The following is an 18,084-nucleotide window of genomic DNA, read 5'->3' on the forward strand; positions in this document are numbered from 1 at the left end:
GTATGCGTCGGGTTGTCGCAGTTCCAGACCGAAAGTTTACGACATGACGGAAATGCTTTCCGCCGCCGAATCCGCGGCCGATCGCGACCTGGTCCTTCTCGGGATCGGGGCCTCGGCCGGCGGGCTGGAGGCGTTCCAGAGCCTGCTCGGTGCGCTGAGGCCCACCGACCGGTTCGCGCTGATCCTCGTGCAGCATCTCGATCCGGAACATGAAAGCCTGCTGCCCGAGCTTCTGTCCAAGCGCACGCGGCTGCCGGTGCAGTCCATCGAGGACGGAATGGAGATCGAGAGCGGCAACGTCTATCTCATCCCGCCGGCCTTCGGCCTCGACATCCGCGGCCGGGTCCTGAAGCTCGTGCCGTTCGAGGCGCCGCGGGGGCTGCGCCGGCCCATCGACAGCTTCTTCCAGGCGCTCGCGCGCGAGCATGGCAGCAATGCGGCGGGCGTGATCCTGTCGGGCACGGGATCGGACGGATCGAACGGCGTCCGGGCGATCAAGGAGGCGGGCGGTCTCGTCTTCGCGCAGGATCCCAAGGACGCCCGCTACGACGGGATGCCCCGCTCGGCCATCGGCACGGGGGCGGTCGATCTCGTGCTGCCTGCGGCCGAGATGATCGGCGTGCTGCGCGATTTCCACGACCGCGCCTCGGGGATCGCGCCGACCATCGAGAGCGACGCGGAGTTCATCGAGAAGGTGGTGCGCAACGTGCGCTACCGCACGGGCCACGACTTCTCCGGTTACAAGAGCGGCACGCTCCTCAGGCGAATCACGCTGCGCATGTCGGTGCTGGGGCTTACGGAGCCCGGCGACTATCTGCGCGAACTGGTGCAGAACCGGGGCGAGGCCGATCGGCTGTTCCGTGACCTGCTCATCAATGTCACCAGCTTCTTCCGCGACCCTGCGGCCTTCGACGCGCTGGCGCGGGTGGCGATCCCCGGGATCCTCGAGGAGAAGGGCCGCGGCGACGAGCTGCGGGTCTGGGTGCCGGGCTGTTCGACGGGGCAGGAGGCTTATACGGTCGCGATGATCCTCGCCGACGCGATGACGCGGCTCGACGTGCGTGCCCGGCTCTGCGTCTTCGGGACCGACATCGACGAGGATGCGCTCGCCATCGCGCGGCGGGCGCAATATCCCAATTCCATCGCCTCCGAGGTGCCGCCGCAGTTTCTCGAGCGCTACTTCACCCCCACCCGGCACGGTTTCGAGGTGCGCGGAGAGCTGCGCGACATGGTGCGCTTCTCGTCCCAGAGCCTCGTCAAGGATCCGCCCTTCTCCCGCCTCGACCTCATCACCTGCCGCAACCTGCTGATCTACTTCAATCACGAGCTGCAGGAGCTGGCGCAGCGCGTGTTTCACTACGCGCTCCGGCCCGGCGGTTTCCTGATGCTCGGCCCCTCCGAGACGGCCAAGGCCGAGGGCGACCCCTTCGTGAATGTGGTGCCCGAGCACCGGATCTACCGGCGCAACGATGCGCTGGCGCGTTCGCTCGACCTGCCGCGCGGCTTCCGCAGCATCTCGCTTGCCTCCGAGGCAACGCACGATGCGCTGCCCGAGCAGATCTTCGGGCTGCCCTATGCCGCGGCCGAGGCGCTGGTCGTGCGCCATGTGCCGCCGTTCCTGCTCATCGGACCGCAGGACGAGGTGACGCGCGTGGGGGCGGGCGCCGAGAGGTTCGTGCGTCTCAATCCCGGCACCGCGTCGCTCGGCATCCGCGCCTTGATCCTTCCCGAGCTCGAGCAGCCGCTGAAGCGGCTTCTGACCGGAAGCGGGCTCGCCGGCGGCAGCTTCCGCCAGACACGGGTCGAGCTTTCCCGGGACGGAGAGGCGCAGGAGGTGACGATCGGCTGCGAGACCCTGTCGAACGGTCTGCGTCTCGTGACCTTCGGCACCATCGCCAGCCCCTCCTCCGGCTCCGCCGCGGACCCCGACACGCGGATCGTGCTCGACGAGGCCTATGTGAGCCAGATCGAGGACGAGCTCGAGGAGGCGCGCCTGATGGTGCGCACCACGGTGGAGGAACTCGAGACGTCGAACGAGGAGCTGAAGAGCTCGAACGAGGAAATGATGTCGATGAACGAGGAGCTCCAGTCGGCGAACGAGGAGCTCTCGACCACCAACGAGGAGCTGCAGACCAAGCTTGCCGAACTTGCCGAGGTCAATGCGGACCTCGCGAACTTCATGTCCTCCACCCAGATCGCGACCGTCTTCCTCGACCGCGAGCTGCGGTTGCGCTCCTTCACCCCCGAGGCCGCCACCTGGTTCCGCTTCGTGGAGCAGGACCGCGGGCGCGAGATCACCGACATCCGCGCGCGTCTCGATATCGGGACCATCGCCGACGTCTGCCGTCGGGTGATGGCGGAGGGCCCGGCCGAAGAGGTGGCGATGGTCTCGACCGATGGCGAGTCCGAGGTGATCGTGCGGTTCGCGCCCTATCGCAGCGGTTCGGGCGATCGGGGCGGGGTCGTCTTCTCGATCTTCGATGTGACCGCCGTCACCCGCTTCGCCCGCGCCGCCGAGGAGGCTTCGGCCGACGCCCGCGCCAGTGCCGAGGAAATCGAGGAACTCTATCTCGGCAGTCCCGGCGCGATGGGCCTCGTCGACCGCGACTTCCGCTATCTGCGCGCCAATCCCAAGATGGCCGATTTCAGCGGCCTGCCCAATGAGAACCTCATCGGCCGGTCGATCTCGGAGGTCCATCCCGACGTGGCGGGGCGCATGGTGGCCTCGGTCCGCCGGGTGTTCGACAGCGGCGAGCCGGTGCTGCGGCAGGTGGTGCGCGGCACGACGCCCGCCGATCCCGACGTGCCGCGCGTCTGGGAGATCGACTGGTATCCCGTCCATCGCTCGGACGGGGTGCGGGCCGTGGGCTTCAACGTCACCGACGTGACCCGGCTTCTGGAACTTCAGGCCGACCTGCGCCGCATCATGCGCGAGCTGCAGCACCGGGTGAAGAACATGCTTTCGAACGTGATCGCGCTGGTCAACCGGGCGCGGCGCGAGCAGGGCGACCCGCAGGAGATCCTCGAGACGCTGGCGCAGCGGATCCGGGCGCTCGCCAACACCCACAATCTGCTCACCTCGGAAAACTGGGCCTCGACCTCGCTCAGCGACATCTTCGCGCTCGAGCTTCTGAACGTCTATGGCGAGGAGCGGGTGACGCTCCGCGGCCCCGAGATGCGGCTCAACGCCCGCGCCACGCTGAGCCTCGGCATGGTGATCCATGAACTCGCCACCAACGCGTCGAAATACGGTGCCTTCTCGCGGCCCGAGGGGCGCGTGTCGGTGCGCTGGTCGCGGGTGGACGAGGGAGAAGGCGAGGAATTCCGTCTGGTGTGGCAGGAGAGCGGCGGTCCGGCGGTAAATCCGCCCTCGCGCGAGGGTTTCGGCACGCAATTGATGCGTTCGATGGTAGAGGGCTCCTTCTACGGCAGCATCGAGAGCAACTGGGAACCGGCCGGTCTTCGCCTCGTTGTGGCCCTGCCATGGAATGCAGCAACCGAAGTGGACTATGACAGTGACCTGGACCCCCTCCGCCATGCGGATCCTCTACCTTGAAGACGAAGCCATCATTGCGATGGAAACGGTGGAGACGCTGCGAGACATGGGGTTCGAGCAGATCGACATGGCCTACTCCCTGCCGGCGGCCGAAAAGTTCGTGGCCGAGGCACTGCCCGACATCGCCCTGCTCGACGTGAACCTGAGCCACGGGCGGACCTCGTTCGAGCTCGGAAGCCGCCTTCTGGGCGAGGGCGTGCCTGTCGTCTTCGCCACCGGCTATGCCAGTTCCAGCCTGCCGGCCGATCCCCGGGCGACCGTCATCGAGAAGCCGGTGACACCGGCCGCGCTGGAGCGCGCGCTGAACTCCGCCGCCTGCGCCTCCGAAGGCTGAACCGGAGGGCGCTGCCGGGAACAAGCGCGGCAGCGGGACGTTGAGCTTCAAAGGCGGTGGCCCCGCCGCATCGGAGGATGAAGCCCATGTCCAGCGAGACCCTGTCCCTGAGCCTGACCCTCGTTGTCGCCGCGACGATCGTGGTGACCGCGATCGCCATGGCGCGCCGCGAGAAGCGGCTGGTTCCCGTCACGGTGCCGGCCCGGGTGCGTCAGCGGGGGCGCTGATGGACCGGCTGAGCATCCTCCTCACCCTGATGACCGGAGCGGTCATCACGGGCGTCCTCGTGATCCTGTTCTTCAGCATGGGCTGGTATGGCTGGACCCCGATCGCCATCGGAGCAGGGGCCGGCATCCTCCTGTCGTGGCCGGCTGGCTACCTCATCTCGCGCCGGATCAAGCGCACCGACCCCCAATGGGACGAGAAGCGGGTCGAGCGGGTGCCCACCACGATCCCCAAGCCCGACGCGCCGGAAGTTTAAAAGCGTCTCAGGACGCTCCTGTTCCGAAGCCGTGGCGGACCACCCCTGGCCGAGATCATGAGGGGCGCAGCAGCGCCCCTTGGTTTTGGCGCCTCGAAGGGGCTTCTGGGCGCGGCCGGCCACCTCTCCAGATCGCGCCGCGGACCGGATCTGCCGACAGGGAGGCGCGGGCGGTCCTTCAGCATCGACTTTTTCCCGCGGGCACCGGCTCCAGCCAGAGCCCGGAGTCCTTCCTCCCAACACCGTCTTGCATCCGATTGCCCGGCAGAGGTTCCGCAGCCTTGCGCTTCGCCGAGGCCTGCGAGGTTCCCGCAGGGAGAAACTTCAGGCAGGACCCTCGTGTTCCCGCGATACCGGCGTCAGTCACGCAGCGCGGATCGACGCGCGGAATCGATCAGTCCAGACGCTCCAGCAGCTGTCGGGCCGCCTGAAGATCGTCCCGGAACCGCCTGCGCTCCTCGACGCGCGCGGCCTCGTCCGGCAGGCGCAGGATGTAGGAGGGATGGACCGTCACGAAGACCGGCGTCCCGTCGTCGAGCCTCTCGACCGACCCGCGCCGCTTCAGGATCCCCGCCCCCGAGCCGGTGAGCGAGGCGAGCGCCGTTGCGCCCATCGCGACGATCAGGCGGGGGCGCACCAGATCCCGCTCGAGATCGAGCCACCAGCGGCAGGCGGTCACCTCGCCCGCATCGGGCTTCTGGTGGATGCGGCGCTTGCCGCGTGGGGCGAACTTGAAGTGCTTGACCGCATTGGTGACATAGACCGATCCGCGATCGAGGCCGGCCGCTGCCGCCTCCTCATCGAAGAGCTGTCCTGCAGGGCCCACGAAGGGCCGGCCGGCCAGATCCTCGCGATCCCCCGGCTGCTCGCCCACGATCATCATGCGCGCCGTGGCGGGTCCTTCCCCGAACACGACCTGCGTGGCATTGGCCCAGAGGCCGCAGCGCCGGCATCCTTCGGCCGCGGTCTTCGCTTCGGCCAACGTGCCGGGCGCTGAGCCGTCGCCGGCCGCAGCCGGTCCGCCGGCCGCCGCCGCACGCTGCCGCGCCACGGCCGCCGTTCGCGCGGGCGGCTCGGTCGGCGCTGCGGCCTGCATCTCGGCCGCCCGTTCGGCCGCACCCCGGATCAGGCCCGGAATCAGCTCCGCCTCGGGCAGGTTCTTCCAGTAGCGTTTCGGCATCTCGGACTGCATCGCCTTCACCATCAGCCGCGCCGGATTGAAGATGTTGGCGTAATAGGTCCGCCACAGCTCTTCCGTTCCATCGGCGGGTGGCGCGGTGCGCTCCTCGGTCAGGGCGAAATCGAGCTGCCCTGCCACGAACCGCGCGGTAACCTCGGGCGTGACGATGGCCCAGTCCATGTCGCCGAACCGGCGGGCGAAGAAGGGCGTCGCCGCCTCCTCGACCGGATGGTCCGGCTCGAACCAGGCCGCGAAGGCGCGGCGGGGGCCCTCCGAGGGAAGCTCGCGGAAGCGGACGAAGGCGTGCATCTTGTGGATCTCGCGCCGAACCATCTTCTCCTGCGCAAGGAGCTTGCGCAGCGCGGGATCGCTCCGGTCGCCCCAGCGCAAAGTGCCGTCCGCCAGCCGCAGGAGAAGACCGTAGGCACGGCCGAACCGCTCGGGATCGGCGTGGCAGAGGGCAGTTTCCAATGAGCCGACCGCCTCGCGCGACAGCCGGATCTGGCGCGCCGGGCCCGCGGGCAGGGCGGGCAGGTCGGCAAAAAGGTCGGCTTCGCCCGCGCCCACGCGCCAGACGACGCTTTCCGCCGGAACACCCGCCTGCGCCAGCCGCCGGGCCTCGGCGCGCCAGGCCGCCACGGTTCCCAGACGCGGCAGGACCACCTCGGGCATCAGAAGAGGCTCAACTGTTCCGGCGGCGGCACGAAGCGCGCGCGCAGGCTGGCGTCGTCCAGCCCCTGCGGCCGCCAGCCGGGGGCCACGATGAAGGGGCGCGCCTGTTTCACCACCGCGCCCATCGCCACCAGATGCTCGTAGCGCACCGCCCCGTGCGCCCGCGCGGCAAGGATGCGGCCCACCGTCTTGGTGCCGAAGCCCGGCACGCGCAGCAGCATCTCGCGCGGGGCGCGGTTCACATCCATCGGAAAGGCCTCGCGATGCGCCAGCGCCCAGGCGAGCTTCGGATCGACCTCGAGATCGAGCATCCCCTTGTCCGCGATCTCGCCCACCTCGAAGCCGTAGAACCGCAGGAGCCAGTCCGCCTGATAGAGCCGATGCTCGCGCAGGAGCGGCGGACGCACGAGGGGCAGCGCCTTCGAGGCATCGGGAATGGGCGAGAAGGCCGAGTAATAGACCCGGCTCAGACCGTAGTTGGCATAGAGCGTCGAGGCATTGCCGAGGATGGCTGCATCGTCCGCCCCGTCCGCTCCCACGATCATCTGCGTGGACTGGCCCGCGGGCGCGAAGCGCGAGGGTCTGCGGCCGGAGAAGCTCGGCTCGCGCGAGGCCTCGCGCTTCAGCCGCACCTCGGCCATCGCCTTGCGGATGCCGGTGGCCGACTTCTCCGGCGCGAAGCGGTCGAGCCCGGCTTCGGTCGGCAGCTCCACATTGATCGACAGCCGGTCGGCATAGAGGCCCGCCTGCTCGATCAGCTCGGGCGCGGCGTCGGGAATGGTCTTGAGGTGGATATAGCCCCGGAAATGCTCGCGCTCGCGCAGGGTCTTGGCGATGCGCACCATGTCGGCCATCGTGTCATCGGGCGAGCGGATGATGCCCGACGAGAGGAAGAGCCCCTCGATATAGTTCCGCCGGTAGAATTCGACGGTGAGCGTCACCACCTCTTCGACCGAGAACCGCGCCCGCTCGACCCGCGAGGAGACGCGGTTCACGCAATAGGCGCAGTCGAAGATGCAGAAATTGGTCATCAGGATCTTCAGAAGGCTGATGCAGCGCCCGTCCGGCGCATAGGCGTGGCAGATGCCGCTTCCGCCCGAGGATCCCAGCCCCTTGCCATCCTTCGAATCGCGCCGTGTGCCCCCGCTCGAGGCGCAGGAGGCATCGTATTTCGCGGCGTCCGACAGGATAGCCAGCTTGCGGGCGAGGTCTTTCTTCATCTGTTCTTAATATGTTCCTAGCTGTTCGAAAGCAAGCGCAGAACCAATCATGACCGGAACGTGAAGCAGCGGCGGGCCCTCTTCAGGCGCGCCTTAGCTCCGGGGCAACCACCTCGCCGATCAGCCGCATCAGGTCGCCGAAATAGCCTTCGCTCCGGGCGGGCCGCGTCGGGTCGGAGGTGACGACCACCGTGGCCTCGAGATCGGGCAGGAGGCAGACGAGCTGGCCGCCGTAGCCGCGGGCCAGTGCGATCCGCTCGGTGCCCGCGCGGCCCACGAACCAGCCGTAGCCGTAGCCCAAGCCCGAGAAGGGCGAGCGCGTCCGCGGCTCGAGCGAACGGCGCACCCAGTCGGCGGACAGGACCTGCTCCCCGTCCCACCGGCCGCCCTGGCGGACCATCTCTCCGAAGCGCAGCAGCGCCAGAGGCGACAGCGCCATTTCGTTGCCGCCGAGGTAGAAGCCCTGCGGATCCTGCGTCCAGGGCGGGATCTCGATCCCGAGCGGGCGGCCGAGCCAGTCCCGCATCAGCGCGAGCAGGCTGCGGTCCGTGGCTTCGGAGAGGGCGGCGCCGAGGATGTGGAAGCTGCCCGTGGAATAGAGCATCCGGCTGCCCGGCTCGGCCACCATCGGGCGCGACAGGGCATAGGCCAGCCAGTTCCGGCTCGAGACCCAGGCGCCGTAGTTGCCGCCCGAGGTGCGTTCGAGCCCCGCGCGCATCGTCACCAGATCCTCGAGCGTCAGGTCCCGGACGCGGGGGTCGGCCTCGGCAGGGATGAGGCCGGGCGCGACCTCGCCCAGCGTGGCCCCGAGGGCGGGCACGGCGCCCCGGTCGAGCGCCGCGCCGAGCAGGGCTGCGACGAGCGTCTTCGAGACTGACTTCACATTGACCGCGCGATCCGGAGCGGGTCCGCGCAGCGCCTCGGCCACCAGCGTTTCGCCGCCCTGCGCGACGACGATCGCATGAAGCTGGTCAAGCCCGCGCGCGGCTTCCAGCGTGGCGGCAAGGGGCGGACGGCGCGGCGCCTGCGCGCGGAGGGCGCTAGGCAGGGCGAGCGCGGCGCCGGCCGCGAGAAGAAGACGGCGGGACAGGATCATGAAACCTCCGGGGGCTCCAGCGCACATGGCCCGCCGGCCTCCGGCATCAACCGCGCCGCCTCCTCACGATTTCGCGCGCAGCGAGGGCGGCCTTGCAATGATAAGCACGCTTATTATATGTCCCGCACATGGAAAAGGACACCGACAGATTGGGACTGCTGTTGCACGACGCCACCCGCGCCGTCCGCAAGCGCTTCGAGCAGAGAACCAGCCATCTCGGCCTCTCGACGGCGCAGTGGCGGCTTCTGGCGCAACTCTCGCGCGAGCCGCGGGCCACGCAGGCGCGGCTCGCCGACCTGCTCGACATCGAGCCGATCAGCGTCTCGCGGCTGATCGACCGGATGGAGCAGGGCGGCTGGGTGCGCCGCGAGGCCGACCCCTGCGACCGCCGCGCGCGGCTGGTGGCGCCGACCGACAAGACCAAGGCCGCTTACGCGACCATCAAGACCATTGCCGACGAGGTCTATGACGAGGCGCTCGAGGGGATCCCGGCGGACCGCCGCAGGGAGCTCGTCGCGATGCTGCGGACCATCGTCACCAACCTCAACGACGCGGAGGCCGAGCCCCGCGTTCCCTGCATCAAGGCAAACGGATGAACGCCCAGACCTCTCCCGAGAAGGCCCGCTCCACGCCCGTGGTGGCCGAGCCGAATCCCCGCAAGACGCGCCGCATCCTGCTGATGGCGGCCCTTCCCGCGGCCCTTCTGGGCGGCGCGGGCGTCTGGTGGGTGACCGGCGGGCGCTACGAGACCACCGACAATGCCTATCTGCATCAGGCGGTGGTCGGCGTGGCTTCGGAACTTTCGGGCCGCGTGACGCGCGTCTCCGTGTCCGACAACCGCCCCGTGTCGAAGGGCGAGGTCCTGTTCGAGATTGACCCCGAGCCGCACCGCATCGCGCTGGCCAAGGCCGAGGCGGCGGTGGCCTCGGCGCGTCTCGAGGTGGAGCAGCTGCGCGTGGCCTATGCTCAGGCTCAGGCGCAGGAGAAGCTCGCGGCGGACGACGCGGCCTATCTCGCCAATGAGCTCGAGCGCCAGCAGGCGCTGTCGCAGAAGGGCGTGGCTTCGACGACCTCGCTCGACGATGCGCGCCACGAATCGCTGCGCGCGAAGGAGCTGCTGCTGGTCGCGCGCCAGACCACCGCAAGCGCGCTCGCGGCGCTCGGCGGGGTCGCGGACGGGCCGGTGGACGAGCATCCGAAGGTGCGCACTGCGCTTGCCGCGCGCGACGACGCCGCCTACCAGCTGGCGCGGACCGAGGTCCGCGCGCCGGCCGACGGCATCGTCTATCAGGCCGCCTCCTTCAAGCCGGGCCAGATGGTCACCGCCGGCCAGTCGCTCTTCTCGCTGGTCGAGACAGGCGATGTCTGGATCGACGCGAACTTCAAGGAGACGCAGCTGGCCGGCATCGCCCCCGGCCAGAAGGCCGAAGTCACCTTCGACCTGCACCCCGACCGGCCCTACGAGGCCACGGTCGAGGCGGTGGGCGCGGGCACGGGCTCGGAATTCTCGCTGCTGCCGGCGCAGAACGCCACCGGCAACTGGGTGAAGGTGACCCAGCGCGTGCCGGTGCGGCTGCGGTTCGAAGAGGGGGCCGACATCGCGGGCCTCGCCTCGGGCCTGTCGGCGGAAGTGTCGGTCGATACCGGCCGCGTCCGCCACATCCCGGGGCTCGCGAGTTTCGCCGCCACCGCCGACTGATCCGGAGGGTGCCATGACCGCTGCTCAGAAACAGCCCGTGGAGCACCGCGGGCTGATCACCCTCGTGATCATGCTCGCCACGATCATGCAGGTGCTCGACACGACCATCGCGAACGTGGCGCTGCCCTCGATGACGGGCGACCTCGACGCCTCGGCCGATACGATCAACTGGGTGCTCACCTCCTACATCGTGGCCGCGGCGATCATGACGCCCGTGACCGGCTGGCTCGCCGACCGGATCGGCAAGCGCGAGCTGTTCCTCGTCTCTATCGTGGGCTTCACGCTCGCCTCGATGGCCTGCGGCCTGTCCTGGAGCCTGCCCTCGATGGTGGGCTTCCGGCTGCTGCAGGGCGTCTTCGGCGCGGCCATCGTGCCGCTGTCGCAGACCTTCCTGCTCGACATCAACCCGCGCGAGAAGGCCGGGCAGGCCATGGCGCTCTGGGGGGCGGGGATCATGGTGGGGCCGATCATCGGGCCCACGCTCGGCGGCTGGCTCACCGAGAGCTGGGACTGGCGCTGGGTCTTCTTCATCAACCTTCCCGTGGGCATCGTGGCCTTTCTCGGCTGCGCCGCCTGGCTGCCGCGGGCCGAGCGGGTGGTGCGCCGCTTCGACTTCTTCGGCTTCGCCATGCTCGCCATCGCGCTGGGCTCGCTCCAGCTCATGCTCGACCGCGGTGCCGAGGTGGAATGGTTCGCGGCCCTCGAGATCTGGATCTACCTGTTCCTGATGCTGACCGGCTTCTGGGTGTTCGTGATCCACATCCTCGGCGCCGAAAAGCCCTTCCTCGAGCCCGCGATGTTCGCCGACCGCAACTTCGCCACCGGCCTCGTCTTCATCTTCGTGGTGGGGATCATCCTGCTAGCGAGCCTCGCGCTCCTGCCGCCGATGCTGTCGCACATCTTCGGCTATCCGGTCATCACCACCGGCCTCGTGATGGCGCCGCGCGGGGTGGGGACGATGATCTCGATGCTGATCGCCGGGCGGATGCTGCGCTTCGTCGATGCGCGGCTGATGGTGACGGCGGGTCTCTCGCTCACCGCCCTGTCGCTGCACATGATGACGGGCTTCAGCCCGCAGATGGACAGCACGCCCATCGTGCTCTCGGGCGTCGTGCAGGGTCTGGGTCTGGGCCTCGTCTTCGTGCCGCTCTCGACCGTGGCCTTCGCCACCATCGCGCCGCGCTTCCGCGCCGATGCCACGAGCCTCTTCAGCCTCGTGCGCAACATCGGCTCGTCGGTGGGCATCTCGATGGTAACGGTGATGCTCACCCACAACAGCCAGATCAACCATGCCGAGCTCGGGGCAAATGTGACGCCCTACAATCCGCAGCTCTGGCAGCTTTCGCCCGACGCCGCGCAGGGTGGCCTGCAGTCGCTCGCGGTCATCGACCGGCTGGTGACGCAGCAGGCCACGATGATCGGCTATATCGACGATTTCCGCCTGATGATGCTCATCACTCTGGCGGCGCTTCCGCTGGCGCTCCTGCTGCGCAAGCCCAGGGTGGGCGGCGCGCCGGTCACCGTTCACGCGGACTGAGAGGGGGAAAGTGGCCGCGGGCGCAATGGGGAGGTCGCCCGCGGCCAGAGCCCTCGGTGCGGAAGGGACACGCGGAAGGGCCACTCAGCGGACATAAGCATCCGGCAGACGGGCGCAAGGGCAGGGCTTGCGACGCATTGCCCCCCGCCCGGTGCGGCGGCGGGCCAGGGCCGAGCGGCGCGCTGCTTTCGGTCTCCCCGCCACACTCCCCCGCGCCCAGAACCCTGCTGCATCCGACCCCGTCAGAACGCGCGGAGCGCGCCGCTCAGGAGGGCCGTCACGGCCCCGGCCGCGAGCGAGATCAGAAGCGCATGCGCCCCGATCGCCAGTCGGGAGCGGAAGTCGGAAGCATCGGGAGGGTTGTGACGGCGGAACGAGGGGCTCTTGGATGCCGGTCCCTCGCGGTCGCTTTCTTCGTGCAAACGGGTGTCTCCACCGGACTCGATACGCGCCCATGGTGGGACGCAGCCCGTGGAAGGTTCAACGCGGCGAAGTGGCCCGCTTGCAGGCCGGTCGACGCCTTCGGCAGGTCGGCTTCGGCCGATGCCCCGCCGGATCCCACAGAAAGACCGCTTGTCAGGAAGATGGTGGGCGACCCTGGAATCGAACCAGGCACGAGTCGCCTCGGCGGAGTTACAGTCCGCTGCCGCACCTTGCAGCACGTCGCCCACTGGCGGCGTGATTATCCGAGGGCTCGGGGGCGGTCAAGGGCCGATCTGCGCATTTCTTTCGCCTTGCGCCGCCCCCGGGGAGGGATCATTCTGCGGCCCGTTTTTCAGGAGTTCCAGATGCCGAAACCCGTCAAGCCCGCCTGGGTGATCGAGAAGGAGCGGTCGCGCCGCGCCGCCGCCCAGGAGACCGTCTGGCTGTTCGGCATCCATGCCGTGCGCGACGCCCTTGCCAATCCGCTGCGGCAGAAGCTGCGGCTGGTCCTGACCAAGAACGCCGCCGACCGTCTGGGCGAGGCCATCGCCGAGAGCGGGCTCGAGCCCGAGATCGTCGACCCGCGCAAGTTCTCGGTCCCCATCGACGAGGGATCGGTCCATCAGGGCGCGGCGCTCGAGGTAAAGCCGCTCGACTGGGGCAGCCTCGAGGATCTGGCCGCTTCGGGCGCAGGACAGCCGCTTCTCGTGCTCCTCGACCGGGTGACGGATCCGCACAATGTGGGCGCGGTGCTGCGCTCGGCCGAGGTCTTCGGCGCGCGGGCGGTGATCGCACCGCACCGCCATTCGGCGCCCGAGACGGGGGCGCTGGCCAAGACCGCAAGCGGCGCGCTCGAGCGCCAGCCCTATCTGCGCGTGGGCAATCTCGGCGAGACGATGGAGAAGCTGAAGGCCATGGGCTACATTCTTGTGGGTCTCGAGGGCGAAGCCTCCATGACGCTGGCCGAGGGCCTGGAGGGCACGGCCGGCCGGCCGGTGGCGCTGGTCCTCGGCGCCGAGGGGCCGGGCCTGCGCGAGAAGACGCGCGAGACCTGCGACCGTCTGGTGCGAATCCCGGCCGCGGGGGGATTCGGCTCCCTCAATGTCTCGAACGCTGCGGCGGTGGCCCTTTACGCCGCCGCAAGCAGATAAATGTTCACGGACGCGCGATCCGCTCTTTTCTTTGCCGTTGTGGCGCCCATGTTACAGGAGGAGCGGGGCCGGAACCCCCGTTCTACCTTCACTGTCCCTCGTTCCGCACTAGCGCCCGGCCCTTCGGTCAGGGCGCTTTTTTTTGACCCGCCCGAGTTTGACAGACACGGGGCGGGCAAGGAGGCTTCATGACCGACGATGCCGCGCGGGACATGCCCCTGACCGACGAGGAGGTGCGGCGGATCCTCGCCTTCACCCGCACGATCGCGGTCGTGGGATGGTCGCCCAACCCCGACCGGCCGAGCCATCAGGTCGCGGCCTTCCTGAAGGCGCGCGGCTACAGGGTCATTCCCGTCAATCCGGGGCAGGCGGGGCAGGAGGCGCTGGGCGAGACGATCCGCCCCGATCTCGCGGCGCTGGCGGGCGAAGGGGTTGACATGGTGGACATCTTCCGCCGCTCGGATCATGTGCCCGAGGTGGTCGAAGCCGCTCTCGCGCATCTGCCGGACCTGCGCACCGTCTGGATGCAGCTCGGAGTCCGAAATCCCGAGGCTGCGCAGGAGGCGCGCGCCCGCGGCATCGATGTGGTGGAAAACCGCTGTCCCGCCATCGAGATCCCGCGCCTCGGCCTCTGACCGATCCGGAGCGAGCGGTCCCGGCGCGCGTCCCATGGTGCCCCCGCCCTTCCGGCGAAGGACCGCACCGTCAAACCGGGGGATCAGGCCGAGATCCCGCCCCCGGCTTTCATTCTGGCCCAAATATCCCCGCCGGAGGCTCCCACCGGACGACCGGGCGCGAGGCCGGAGGTTCCGCCGCCCATGCAGAAGCCCGGCAGGTCAGCCCCGCCCGGCCTTCTCCGCGATGCCCGAGGTGCCCTCGCGCGCCTCGAGCACGGCCATCACCTCGGCCAGCGTCACGTCCCGGGCCGCGAGCATGACGAGGAGGTGATAGAGCACATCGGCCGCTTCCGAGGCGAGCTTCGCGCGGTCGCCGCGCACCGCCTCGATGATGGCCTCGACGGCTTCCTCGCCGAACTTCTCGGCGCATTTCTCCGGGCCCTTGGCAAAGAGCTTCGCGGTCCAGGAACTGTCGGGATCGGCGCCCTTGCGCGCCTCGACGGTGGCGGCGAGCCGTTCGAGGACGGTCATGCGAGCCTCACGGGGATGCCGGCGGCGGCCATGTGGGCCTTGGCCTCGCCGATGGTGAATTCGCCGAAATGGAAGATCGAGGCCGCGAGCACAGCGGACGCACCGCCTTCGGTCACGCCCTCGACGAGATGATCGAGCGTGCCCACTCCGCCGCTCGCGATGACCGGGATCGGCACGGCGTCCGAGATGGCGCGGGTGAGGGGGAGGTTGAAGCCCGCCCGTGTGCCGTCGCGGTCCATCGAGGTCAGCAGGATCTCGCCCGCGCCGCGGCTTGCCATTTCGCAGGCGAACGCCACCGCATCGATGCCCGTGGCGCGGCGCCCGCCGTGGGTGAAGATCTCCCACCGGCCCGGAGCCACCGTCTTGGCGTCGATCGCCACCACGATGCACTGGCTGCCGAAGCGGTCGGCGGCCTCGGCCACCACGCCCGGATCGGCCACGGCGGCCGAGTTGAAGCTGACCTTGTCGGCTCCGGCCAGAAGGAGCGCCCGCACGTCCTGATGGGTCCGCACGCCGCCGCCCACGGTCAGCGGCATGAAGCACTGCTCGGCGGTGCGGGTCACGAGGTCATACATCGTGCCGCGGTTCTCATGCGTGGCGTGGATATCGAGGAAGCAGAGCTCGTCCGCCCCTGCGGCATCGTAGGCGCGGGCGGCCTCGACCGGATCGCCCGCGTCGCGCAGATCGACGAAATTGACACCCTTGACCACGCGGCCGTCGGCCACGTCGAGGCAGGGGATGATGCGGGTCTTGAGCATGGCGGGATCTCCTGAACCCTGGGCGGCCGCGTCAGGGCCTGTCGTAGCGCCTCGGGGGAGCGGGGGGAAGGGGGCTCCGCCCCCTCGCCGCGCTGCGGCTCACCCCCGGGATATTTGGGCAGAGTGAAAGCGGCTCAGGCGCGGAGCGCCTGCAGGGCCTGCGTCAGGTCGAGGGCGCCGTCGTAGAGCGCGCGGCCCGAGATGGCGCCGGCGATGCTGCCTGTGTCGCGGAGGGCCAGGAGGTCGGCCAGCGAGGAGACGCCGCCCGAGGCGATGACCGGGATCGAGACCGCGCGGGCGAGCGCGTCGGTGGCCTCGATGTTCGGCCCCGCCATAGCGCCGTCGCGGTCGATGTCGGTGTAGATGATCGCCGCCACGCCCGCATCCTCGAACGAGCGCGCGAGGTCGGTCGCCATCACGTCGGTCTCGGTGGCCCAGCCTTTCGTCGCGACCCGGCCCTTGCGGGCATCGATGCCCACCGCCACCCGGCCCGGGAAGGCGCGGGCCGCCTCGCGCACGAGGCCGGGGTTCTCGACCGCGACCGTGCCGAGGATCACGCGGGCGAGCCCCTTCTCGAGCCACAAAGCGATGGTGGCCATGTCGCGGATGCCGCCGCCGAGCTGGGCCGGCACCGCGATCCGCGCGAGGATCGCCTCGACCGCGGCCGCATTGACGGGCCGGCCTGCGAAGGCGCCGTTCAGATCGACGAGATGCACCCATTCGCAGCCCGCCGCCTCGAAAGCCGCCGCCTGCGCCGCGGGATCGTCGCCGAAGACGGTCGCGGCCTCCATCTCGCCGCGCAAGAGGCGCACGCACTGGCCGTCCTTCAGGTCGATGGCGGGATAGAGGATCATGGCGCTCTCCGGGATGTCACTCTCTCGGGCGGCTTCTGGCACGCCCCGTCCCCGATGCCAAGGACCCGACGTCATGCTTGCCCGCGGGCGGCTTCGGCCGCGATCCTCGGCCGCAGGGATCTTCGGGGAGGAGATGAGGATGAGGCTCGGGATACTGGCGGCCTGTCTGGCGCTGGCGGCGGGGGCGGCGCTGGCCGATCCGGTCGAGGGGGTCTGGCAGACGGAGCCCGACGAGGGCGCCTTCGCGCATGTGACGATGGCGCCCTGCGGGCCGAAGATCTGCGGCACGATCGGCCGCACCTTCAGGGAAGGCGCCGAATATGTCTCGCCCAACCGCGGCAAGGCCATCGTCTGGGACATGGTGCCCGAGGGCCGCGGGCGCTACGGCGAGGGCAGGATCTGGCAGCCCTCGACGGGCAAGATCTACCGCTCGAAGATGGCGCTGGAGGGCGACCGGCTGAAGGTCTCGGGCTGCATCGGGCCCTTCTGCCGGGGCCAGACCTGGGTCCGGGTGAAGTGAGGCCGGGGCCGGGGCGTGCGGTTCCGGCCGTCCGGACAAAGGGAAACCGCGGGGTCTGGCGCCGCGGTGCGGAGTGCGGGAGGGACTTCTGCCTTTCGCCCATATCAGGGCGGGCGGACCTGCCGGGGTGGGGGCCGCGGGGCGCGGTGGCCGAGCCCTCGAGCGGTCGTCGCCGGACCGGGCCATCGGCGGACAGAGTCCGCCCGGCCGGACCTTCCCGCCGCTCAGGGCTTCCAGGTCAGGAAGTTGGCGATCAGCCGCAGGCCGGTCTTCTGGCTCTTCTCCGGGTGGAACTGCGTGCCCACCATCGTGTCGCGCCCCACGATGGCCGTGATGTCCGCGCCATAGTCGGCATGGGCCAGCCGCTCGGCATCGTGGGCCACCTGGAAATGGTAGGAATGGACGAAATAGGCGTGATCGCCCGTCTCGATCCCCGTCAGCACCGGGTGGGGATGGTCGACCGTCAGGTCGTTCCACCCCATGTGCGGCACCTTCAGATGCGGGTCGGAGGGCGCGATCCGCACCACCTCGCCCGCGATCCAGCCGAAGCCCGGCGTCTCCTCATGTTCGAGACCGCGCGTGGCCATCATCTGCATGCCGATGCAGATGCCGAGGAAGGGCCGTGCGCGCCGCGTCACCGCCTCCTCGATCGCCTCGGACAGGCCGCCGTAGCTGCCGAGCGCGCGGCGGCAGGCCGGGAAGGCGCCGTCGCCCGGCAGCACGATCCGGTCGGCGCGCGCCACATCCTCGGGCCTGTCCGACACGAGGACCTGCCCGGCCCCGGTCTCGGTCGCCATGCGCTGGAACGCCTTTTCGGCCGAGTGGAGATTGCCGCTGTCGTAATCGACGAGGACCGTCAGCATCACAGCATCCCCTTGGTCGAGGGAATGGCATCCGCCCGGCGCGGGTCGGGCTCGACCGCCTCGCGCAGGCTGCGCGCCACCGCCTTGAAAGCCGCTTCGGCGATATGGTGGCTGTTCACCCCGTGGATCAGGTCGACATGCAGTGTAATCCCGCCGTGGGTCGCGAGCGCCTGGAAGAACTCGCGCACGAGCTCGGTGTCGAAGCTGCCGATCTTCTCGGTCGGGAAGGGCAGGTTCCAGACGAGGAAGGGACGCCCCGAGAGGTCGAGCGCCGCGCGCACCAGCGCATCGTCCATCGCGAGGTGGAAGCTGCCGTAGCGGCGGATGCCGCGCTTGTCGCCCAACGCGCGCGTCAGGGCCTGCCCCAGCGCGATGCCGCAATCCTCGACCGTGTGGTGGTCGTCGATATGCAGGTCGCCCTCGCAGCGCAGCGTGATGTCGATCAGCGCGTGCCGGGCGAGCTGGTCCATCATGTGGTCGAAGAAGCCCACGCCGGTGCGGATGTCGTAGCGCCCCGTGCCGTCGAGATCGACCGTCACGGAGATGTCGGTCTCGGCGGTCTTGCGGCTGATCTCGGCCTTGCGCATGGGCG

General features: G+C 69.5%; 18 protein-coding genes and 1 tRNA gene. 10 read left to right on the forward strand and 9 right to left on the reverse strand.

Features of this window, described 5'->3' with window-relative positions; genetic code table 11:
* The first annotated feature begins 43 nt into the window (after positions 1–43).
* The 4 genes from RSP_RS04165 (at position 44) to RSP_RS04175 (ending at position 4,371) form a co-directional block, all read left to right on the forward strand.
* Entirely contained in the window at positions 44–3,556 is a 3,513-nt protein-coding gene (locus tag RSP_RS04165; protein WP_011337330.1) for a chemotaxis protein CheB, read from the forward strand.
* Positions 3,510–3,890, forward strand: coding sequence for a response regulator (locus RSP_RS04170; protein WP_227590631.1), 381 nt, complete (start codon positions 3,510–3,512; stop codon positions 3,888–3,890). Before RSP_RS04165 ends, RSP_RS04170 begins: the two co-directional genes overlap by 47 nt.
* 86 nt (positions 3,891–3,976) lie before the next feature.
* Positions 3,977–4,117: a hypothetical protein gene (locus RSP_RS22175; RefSeq protein WP_002719390.1), complete on the forward strand. Its 141-nt coding sequence runs from the start codon at positions 3,977–3,979 to the stop codon at positions 4,115–4,117.
* Positions 4,117–4,371: a hypothetical protein gene (locus RSP_RS04175; RefSeq protein ID WP_011337332.1), complete on the forward strand. Its 255-nt coding sequence runs from the start codon at positions 4,117–4,119 to the stop codon at positions 4,369–4,371. Before RSP_RS22175 ends, RSP_RS04175 begins: the two co-directional genes overlap by 1 nt.
* A gap of 394 nt (positions 4,372–4,765) precedes the next feature.
* Here RSP_RS04175 and RSP_RS04180 read toward each other — a convergent pair whose 3' ends face one another.
* The 3 genes from RSP_RS04180 to RSP_RS04190 form a co-directional block, all read right to left on the reverse strand.
* Positions 4,766–6,223 carry a UdgX family uracil-DNA binding protein gene (locus RSP_RS04180; RefSeq protein ID WP_017140129.1) on the reverse strand — a complete coding sequence of 486 codons (1,458 nt, stop codon included), beginning with the start codon at positions 6,221–6,223 and terminating at the stop codon, positions 4,766–4,768.
* Complete coding sequence (locus tag RSP_RS04185) at positions 6,223–7,443, reverse strand: putative DNA modification/repair radical SAM protein (RefSeq protein ID WP_011337334.1); 1,221 nt, start codon at positions 7,441–7,443, stop codon at positions 6,223–6,225. The genes RSP_RS04180 and RSP_RS04185 overlap by 1 nt, the downstream gene beginning before the upstream one ends.
* 82 nt (positions 7,444–7,525) lie before the next feature.
* Positions 7,526–8,539, reverse strand: a complete 1,014-nt coding sequence (locus tag RSP_RS04190; RefSeq protein ID WP_023003564.1) for a serine hydrolase domain-containing protein — start codon at positions 8,537–8,539, stop codon at positions 7,526–7,528.
* A gap of 128 nt (positions 8,540–8,667) precedes the next feature.
* On the opposite strand from RSP_RS04190, the gene RSP_RS04195 reads away from it, so the two are divergent.
* Genes RSP_RS04195 through RSP_RS04205 form a run of 3 tightly spaced genes read left to right on the forward strand, consistent with a single transcriptional unit; the run spans position 8,668 to position 11,775 of the window.
* Entirely contained in the window at positions 8,668–9,135 is a 468-nt protein-coding gene (locus RSP_RS04195; protein ID WP_011337336.1) for a MarR family winged helix-turn-helix transcriptional regulator, read from the forward strand.
* Positions 9,132–10,238 carry an HlyD family secretion protein gene (locus RSP_RS04200; protein WP_011337337.1) on the forward strand — a complete coding sequence of 369 codons (1,107 nt, stop codon included), beginning with the start codon at positions 9,132–9,134 and terminating at the stop codon, positions 10,236–10,238. The genes RSP_RS04195 and RSP_RS04200 overlap by 4 nt, the downstream gene beginning before the upstream one ends.
* A 13-nt stretch (positions 10,239–10,251) precedes the next feature.
* The gene (locus tag RSP_RS04205) at positions 10,252–11,775 is read left to right on the forward strand and encodes a DHA2 family efflux MFS transporter permease subunit (protein WP_011337338.1); all 1,524 of its coding nucleotides are present in this window, start codon (positions 10,252–10,254) and stop codon (positions 11,773–11,775) included.
* A gap of 585 nt (positions 11,776–12,360) precedes the next feature.
* On the opposite strand, the gene RSP_RS04215 is transcribed toward RSP_RS04205, so the two are convergent.
* Positions 12,361–12,444: transfer RNA gene (locus RSP_RS04215), tRNA-Tyr, on the reverse strand.
* 119 nt (positions 12,445–12,563) lie between these two features.
* Between RSP_RS04215 and rlmB the strand changes: the two genes are divergently transcribed.
* Both rlmB and RSP_RS04225 read left to right on the forward strand, forming a co-directional pair.
* Entirely contained in the window at positions 12,564–13,349 is a 786-nt protein-coding gene (rlmB, locus tag RSP_RS04220; protein ID WP_011337339.1) for a 23S rRNA (guanosine(2251)-2'-O)-methyltransferase RlmB, read from the forward strand.
* Between the two features lie 188 nt (positions 13,350–13,537).
* Positions 13,538–13,984, forward strand: a complete 447-nt coding sequence (locus tag RSP_RS04225) for a CoA-binding protein (RefSeq protein WP_011337340.1) — start codon at positions 13,538–13,540, stop codon at positions 13,982–13,984.
* 201 nt (positions 13,985–14,185) lie between these two features.
* Here the strand turns inward: RSP_RS04225 and RSP_RS04230 are convergent, their stop codons facing one another.
* The 3 genes from RSP_RS04230 to hisA all read right to left on the reverse strand — a co-directional run bounded on the left by RSP_RS04230 (position 14,186) and on the right by hisA (position 16,109).
* Positions 14,186–14,497, reverse strand: a complete 312-nt coding sequence (locus tag RSP_RS04230; RefSeq protein ID WP_011337341.1) for a phosphoribosyl-ATP diphosphatase — start codon at positions 14,495–14,497, stop codon at positions 14,186–14,188.
* A complete protein-coding gene (hisF, locus tag RSP_RS04235; RefSeq protein ID WP_009562844.1) occupies positions 14,494–15,255 on the reverse strand; it encodes an imidazole glycerol phosphate synthase subunit HisF in 762 nt (253 codons plus the stop codon). The genes RSP_RS04230 and hisF overlap by 4 nt, the downstream gene beginning before the upstream one ends.
* Positions 15,256–15,389: 134 nt before the next feature.
* Positions 15,390–16,109 (reverse strand): 1-(5-phosphoribosyl)-5-[(5-phosphoribosylamino)methylideneamino]imidazole-4-carboxamide isomerase, encoded by a 720-nt coding sequence (hisA, locus tag RSP_RS04240; protein ID WP_011337342.1) that lies wholly within the window; start codon positions 16,107–16,109, stop codon positions 15,390–15,392.
* 139 nt (positions 16,110–16,248) lie between these two features.
* Here hisA and RSP_RS04245 point away from each other — a divergent pair, with 139 nt between their 5' ends.
* Positions 16,249–16,629, forward strand: coding sequence for a DUF2147 domain-containing protein (locus tag RSP_RS04245; RefSeq protein WP_011337343.1), 381 nt, complete (start codon positions 16,249–16,251; stop codon positions 16,627–16,629).
* 224 nt (positions 16,630–16,853) lie between these two features.
* Here the strand turns inward: RSP_RS04245 and hisH are convergent, their stop codons facing one another.
* Complete coding sequence (gene hisH / locus RSP_RS04250) at positions 16,854–17,492, reverse strand: imidazole glycerol phosphate synthase subunit HisH (protein WP_011337344.1); 639 nt, start codon at positions 17,490–17,492, stop codon at positions 16,854–16,856.
* Entirely contained in the window at positions 17,492–18,079 is a 588-nt protein-coding gene (gene hisB / locus RSP_RS04255; protein ID WP_009566359.1) for an imidazoleglycerol-phosphate dehydratase HisB, read from the reverse strand. Before hisB ends, hisH begins: the two co-directional genes overlap by 1 nt.
* Positions 18,080–18,084 lie beyond the last annotated feature (5 nt).

The organism is Cereibacter sphaeroides 2.4.1 (genome assembly GCF_000012905.2).
GTDB classification, from domain to species: Bacteria; Pseudomonadota; Alphaproteobacteria; order Rhodobacterales; family Rhodobacteraceae; genus Cereibacter_A; species Cereibacter_A sphaeroides.

Coding starts and splice junctions, on each gene's coding strand:
- hisF (WP_009562844.1), bottom strand. CDS start 15,255: ATGCTCAAGACCCGCATCATCCCCTGCCTCGACGTGGCCGACGGCCGC.
- RSP_RS04170 (WP_227590631.1), top strand. CDS start 3,510: ATGACAGTGACCTGGACCCCCTCCGCCATGCGGATCCTCTACCTTGAA.
- hisA (WP_011337342.1), bottom strand. CDS start 16,109: ATGATCCTCTATCCCGCCATCGACCTGAAGGACGGCCAGTGCGTGCGC.
- RSP_RS04230 (WP_011337341.1), bottom strand. CDS start 14,497: ATGACCGTCCTCGAACGGCTCGCCGCCACCGTCGAGGCGCGCAAGGGC.
- RSP_RS04245 (WP_011337343.1), top strand. CDS start 16,249: ATGAGGCTCGGGATACTGGCGGCCTGTCTGGCGCTGGCGGCGGGGGCG.
- RSP_RS04180 (WP_017140129.1), bottom strand. CDS start 6,223: ATGCCCGAGGTGGTCCTGCCGCGTCTGGGAACCGTGGCGGCCTGGCGC.
- RSP_RS04205 (WP_011337338.1), top strand. CDS start 10,252: ATGACCGCTGCTCAGAAACAGCCCGTGGAGCACCGCGGGCTGATCACC.
- rlmB (WP_011337339.1), top strand. CDS start 12,564: ATGCCGAAACCCGTCAAGCCCGCCTGGGTGATCGAGAAGGAGCGGTCG.
- RSP_RS04225 (WP_011337340.1), top strand. CDS start 13,538: ATGACCGACGATGCCGCGCGGGACATGCCCCTGACCGACGAGGAGGTG.
- RSP_RS04195 (WP_011337336.1), top strand. CDS start 8,668: ATGGAAAAGGACACCGACAGATTGGGACTGCTGTTGCACGACGCCACC.
- RSP_RS22175 (WP_002719390.1), top strand. CDS start 3,977: ATGTCCAGCGAGACCCTGTCCCTGAGCCTGACCCTCGTTGTCGCCGCG.
- RSP_RS04200 (WP_011337337.1), top strand. CDS start 9,132: ATGAACGCCCAGACCTCTCCCGAGAAGGCCCGCTCCACGCCCGTGGTG.
- RSP_RS04175 (WP_011337332.1), top strand. CDS start 4,117: ATGGACCGGCTGAGCATCCTCCTCACCCTGATGACCGGAGCGGTCATC.
- RSP_RS04165 (WP_011337330.1), top strand. CDS start 44: ATGACGGAAATGCTTTCCGCCGCCGAATCCGCGGCCGATCGCGACCTG.
- hisH (WP_011337344.1), bottom strand. CDS start 17,492: ATGCTGACGGTCCTCGTCGATTACGACAGCGGCAATCTCCACTCGGCC.
- RSP_RS04185 (WP_011337334.1), bottom strand. CDS start 7,443: ATGAAGAAAGACCTCGCCCGCAAGCTGGCTATCCTGTCGGACGCCGCG.
- hisB (WP_009566359.1), bottom strand. CDS start 18,079: ATGCGCAAGGCCGAGATCAGCCGCAAGACCGCCGAGACCGACATCTCC.
- RSP_RS04190 (WP_023003564.1), bottom strand. CDS start 8,539: ATGATCCTGTCCCGCCGTCTTCTTCTCGCGGCCGGCGCCGCGCTCGCC.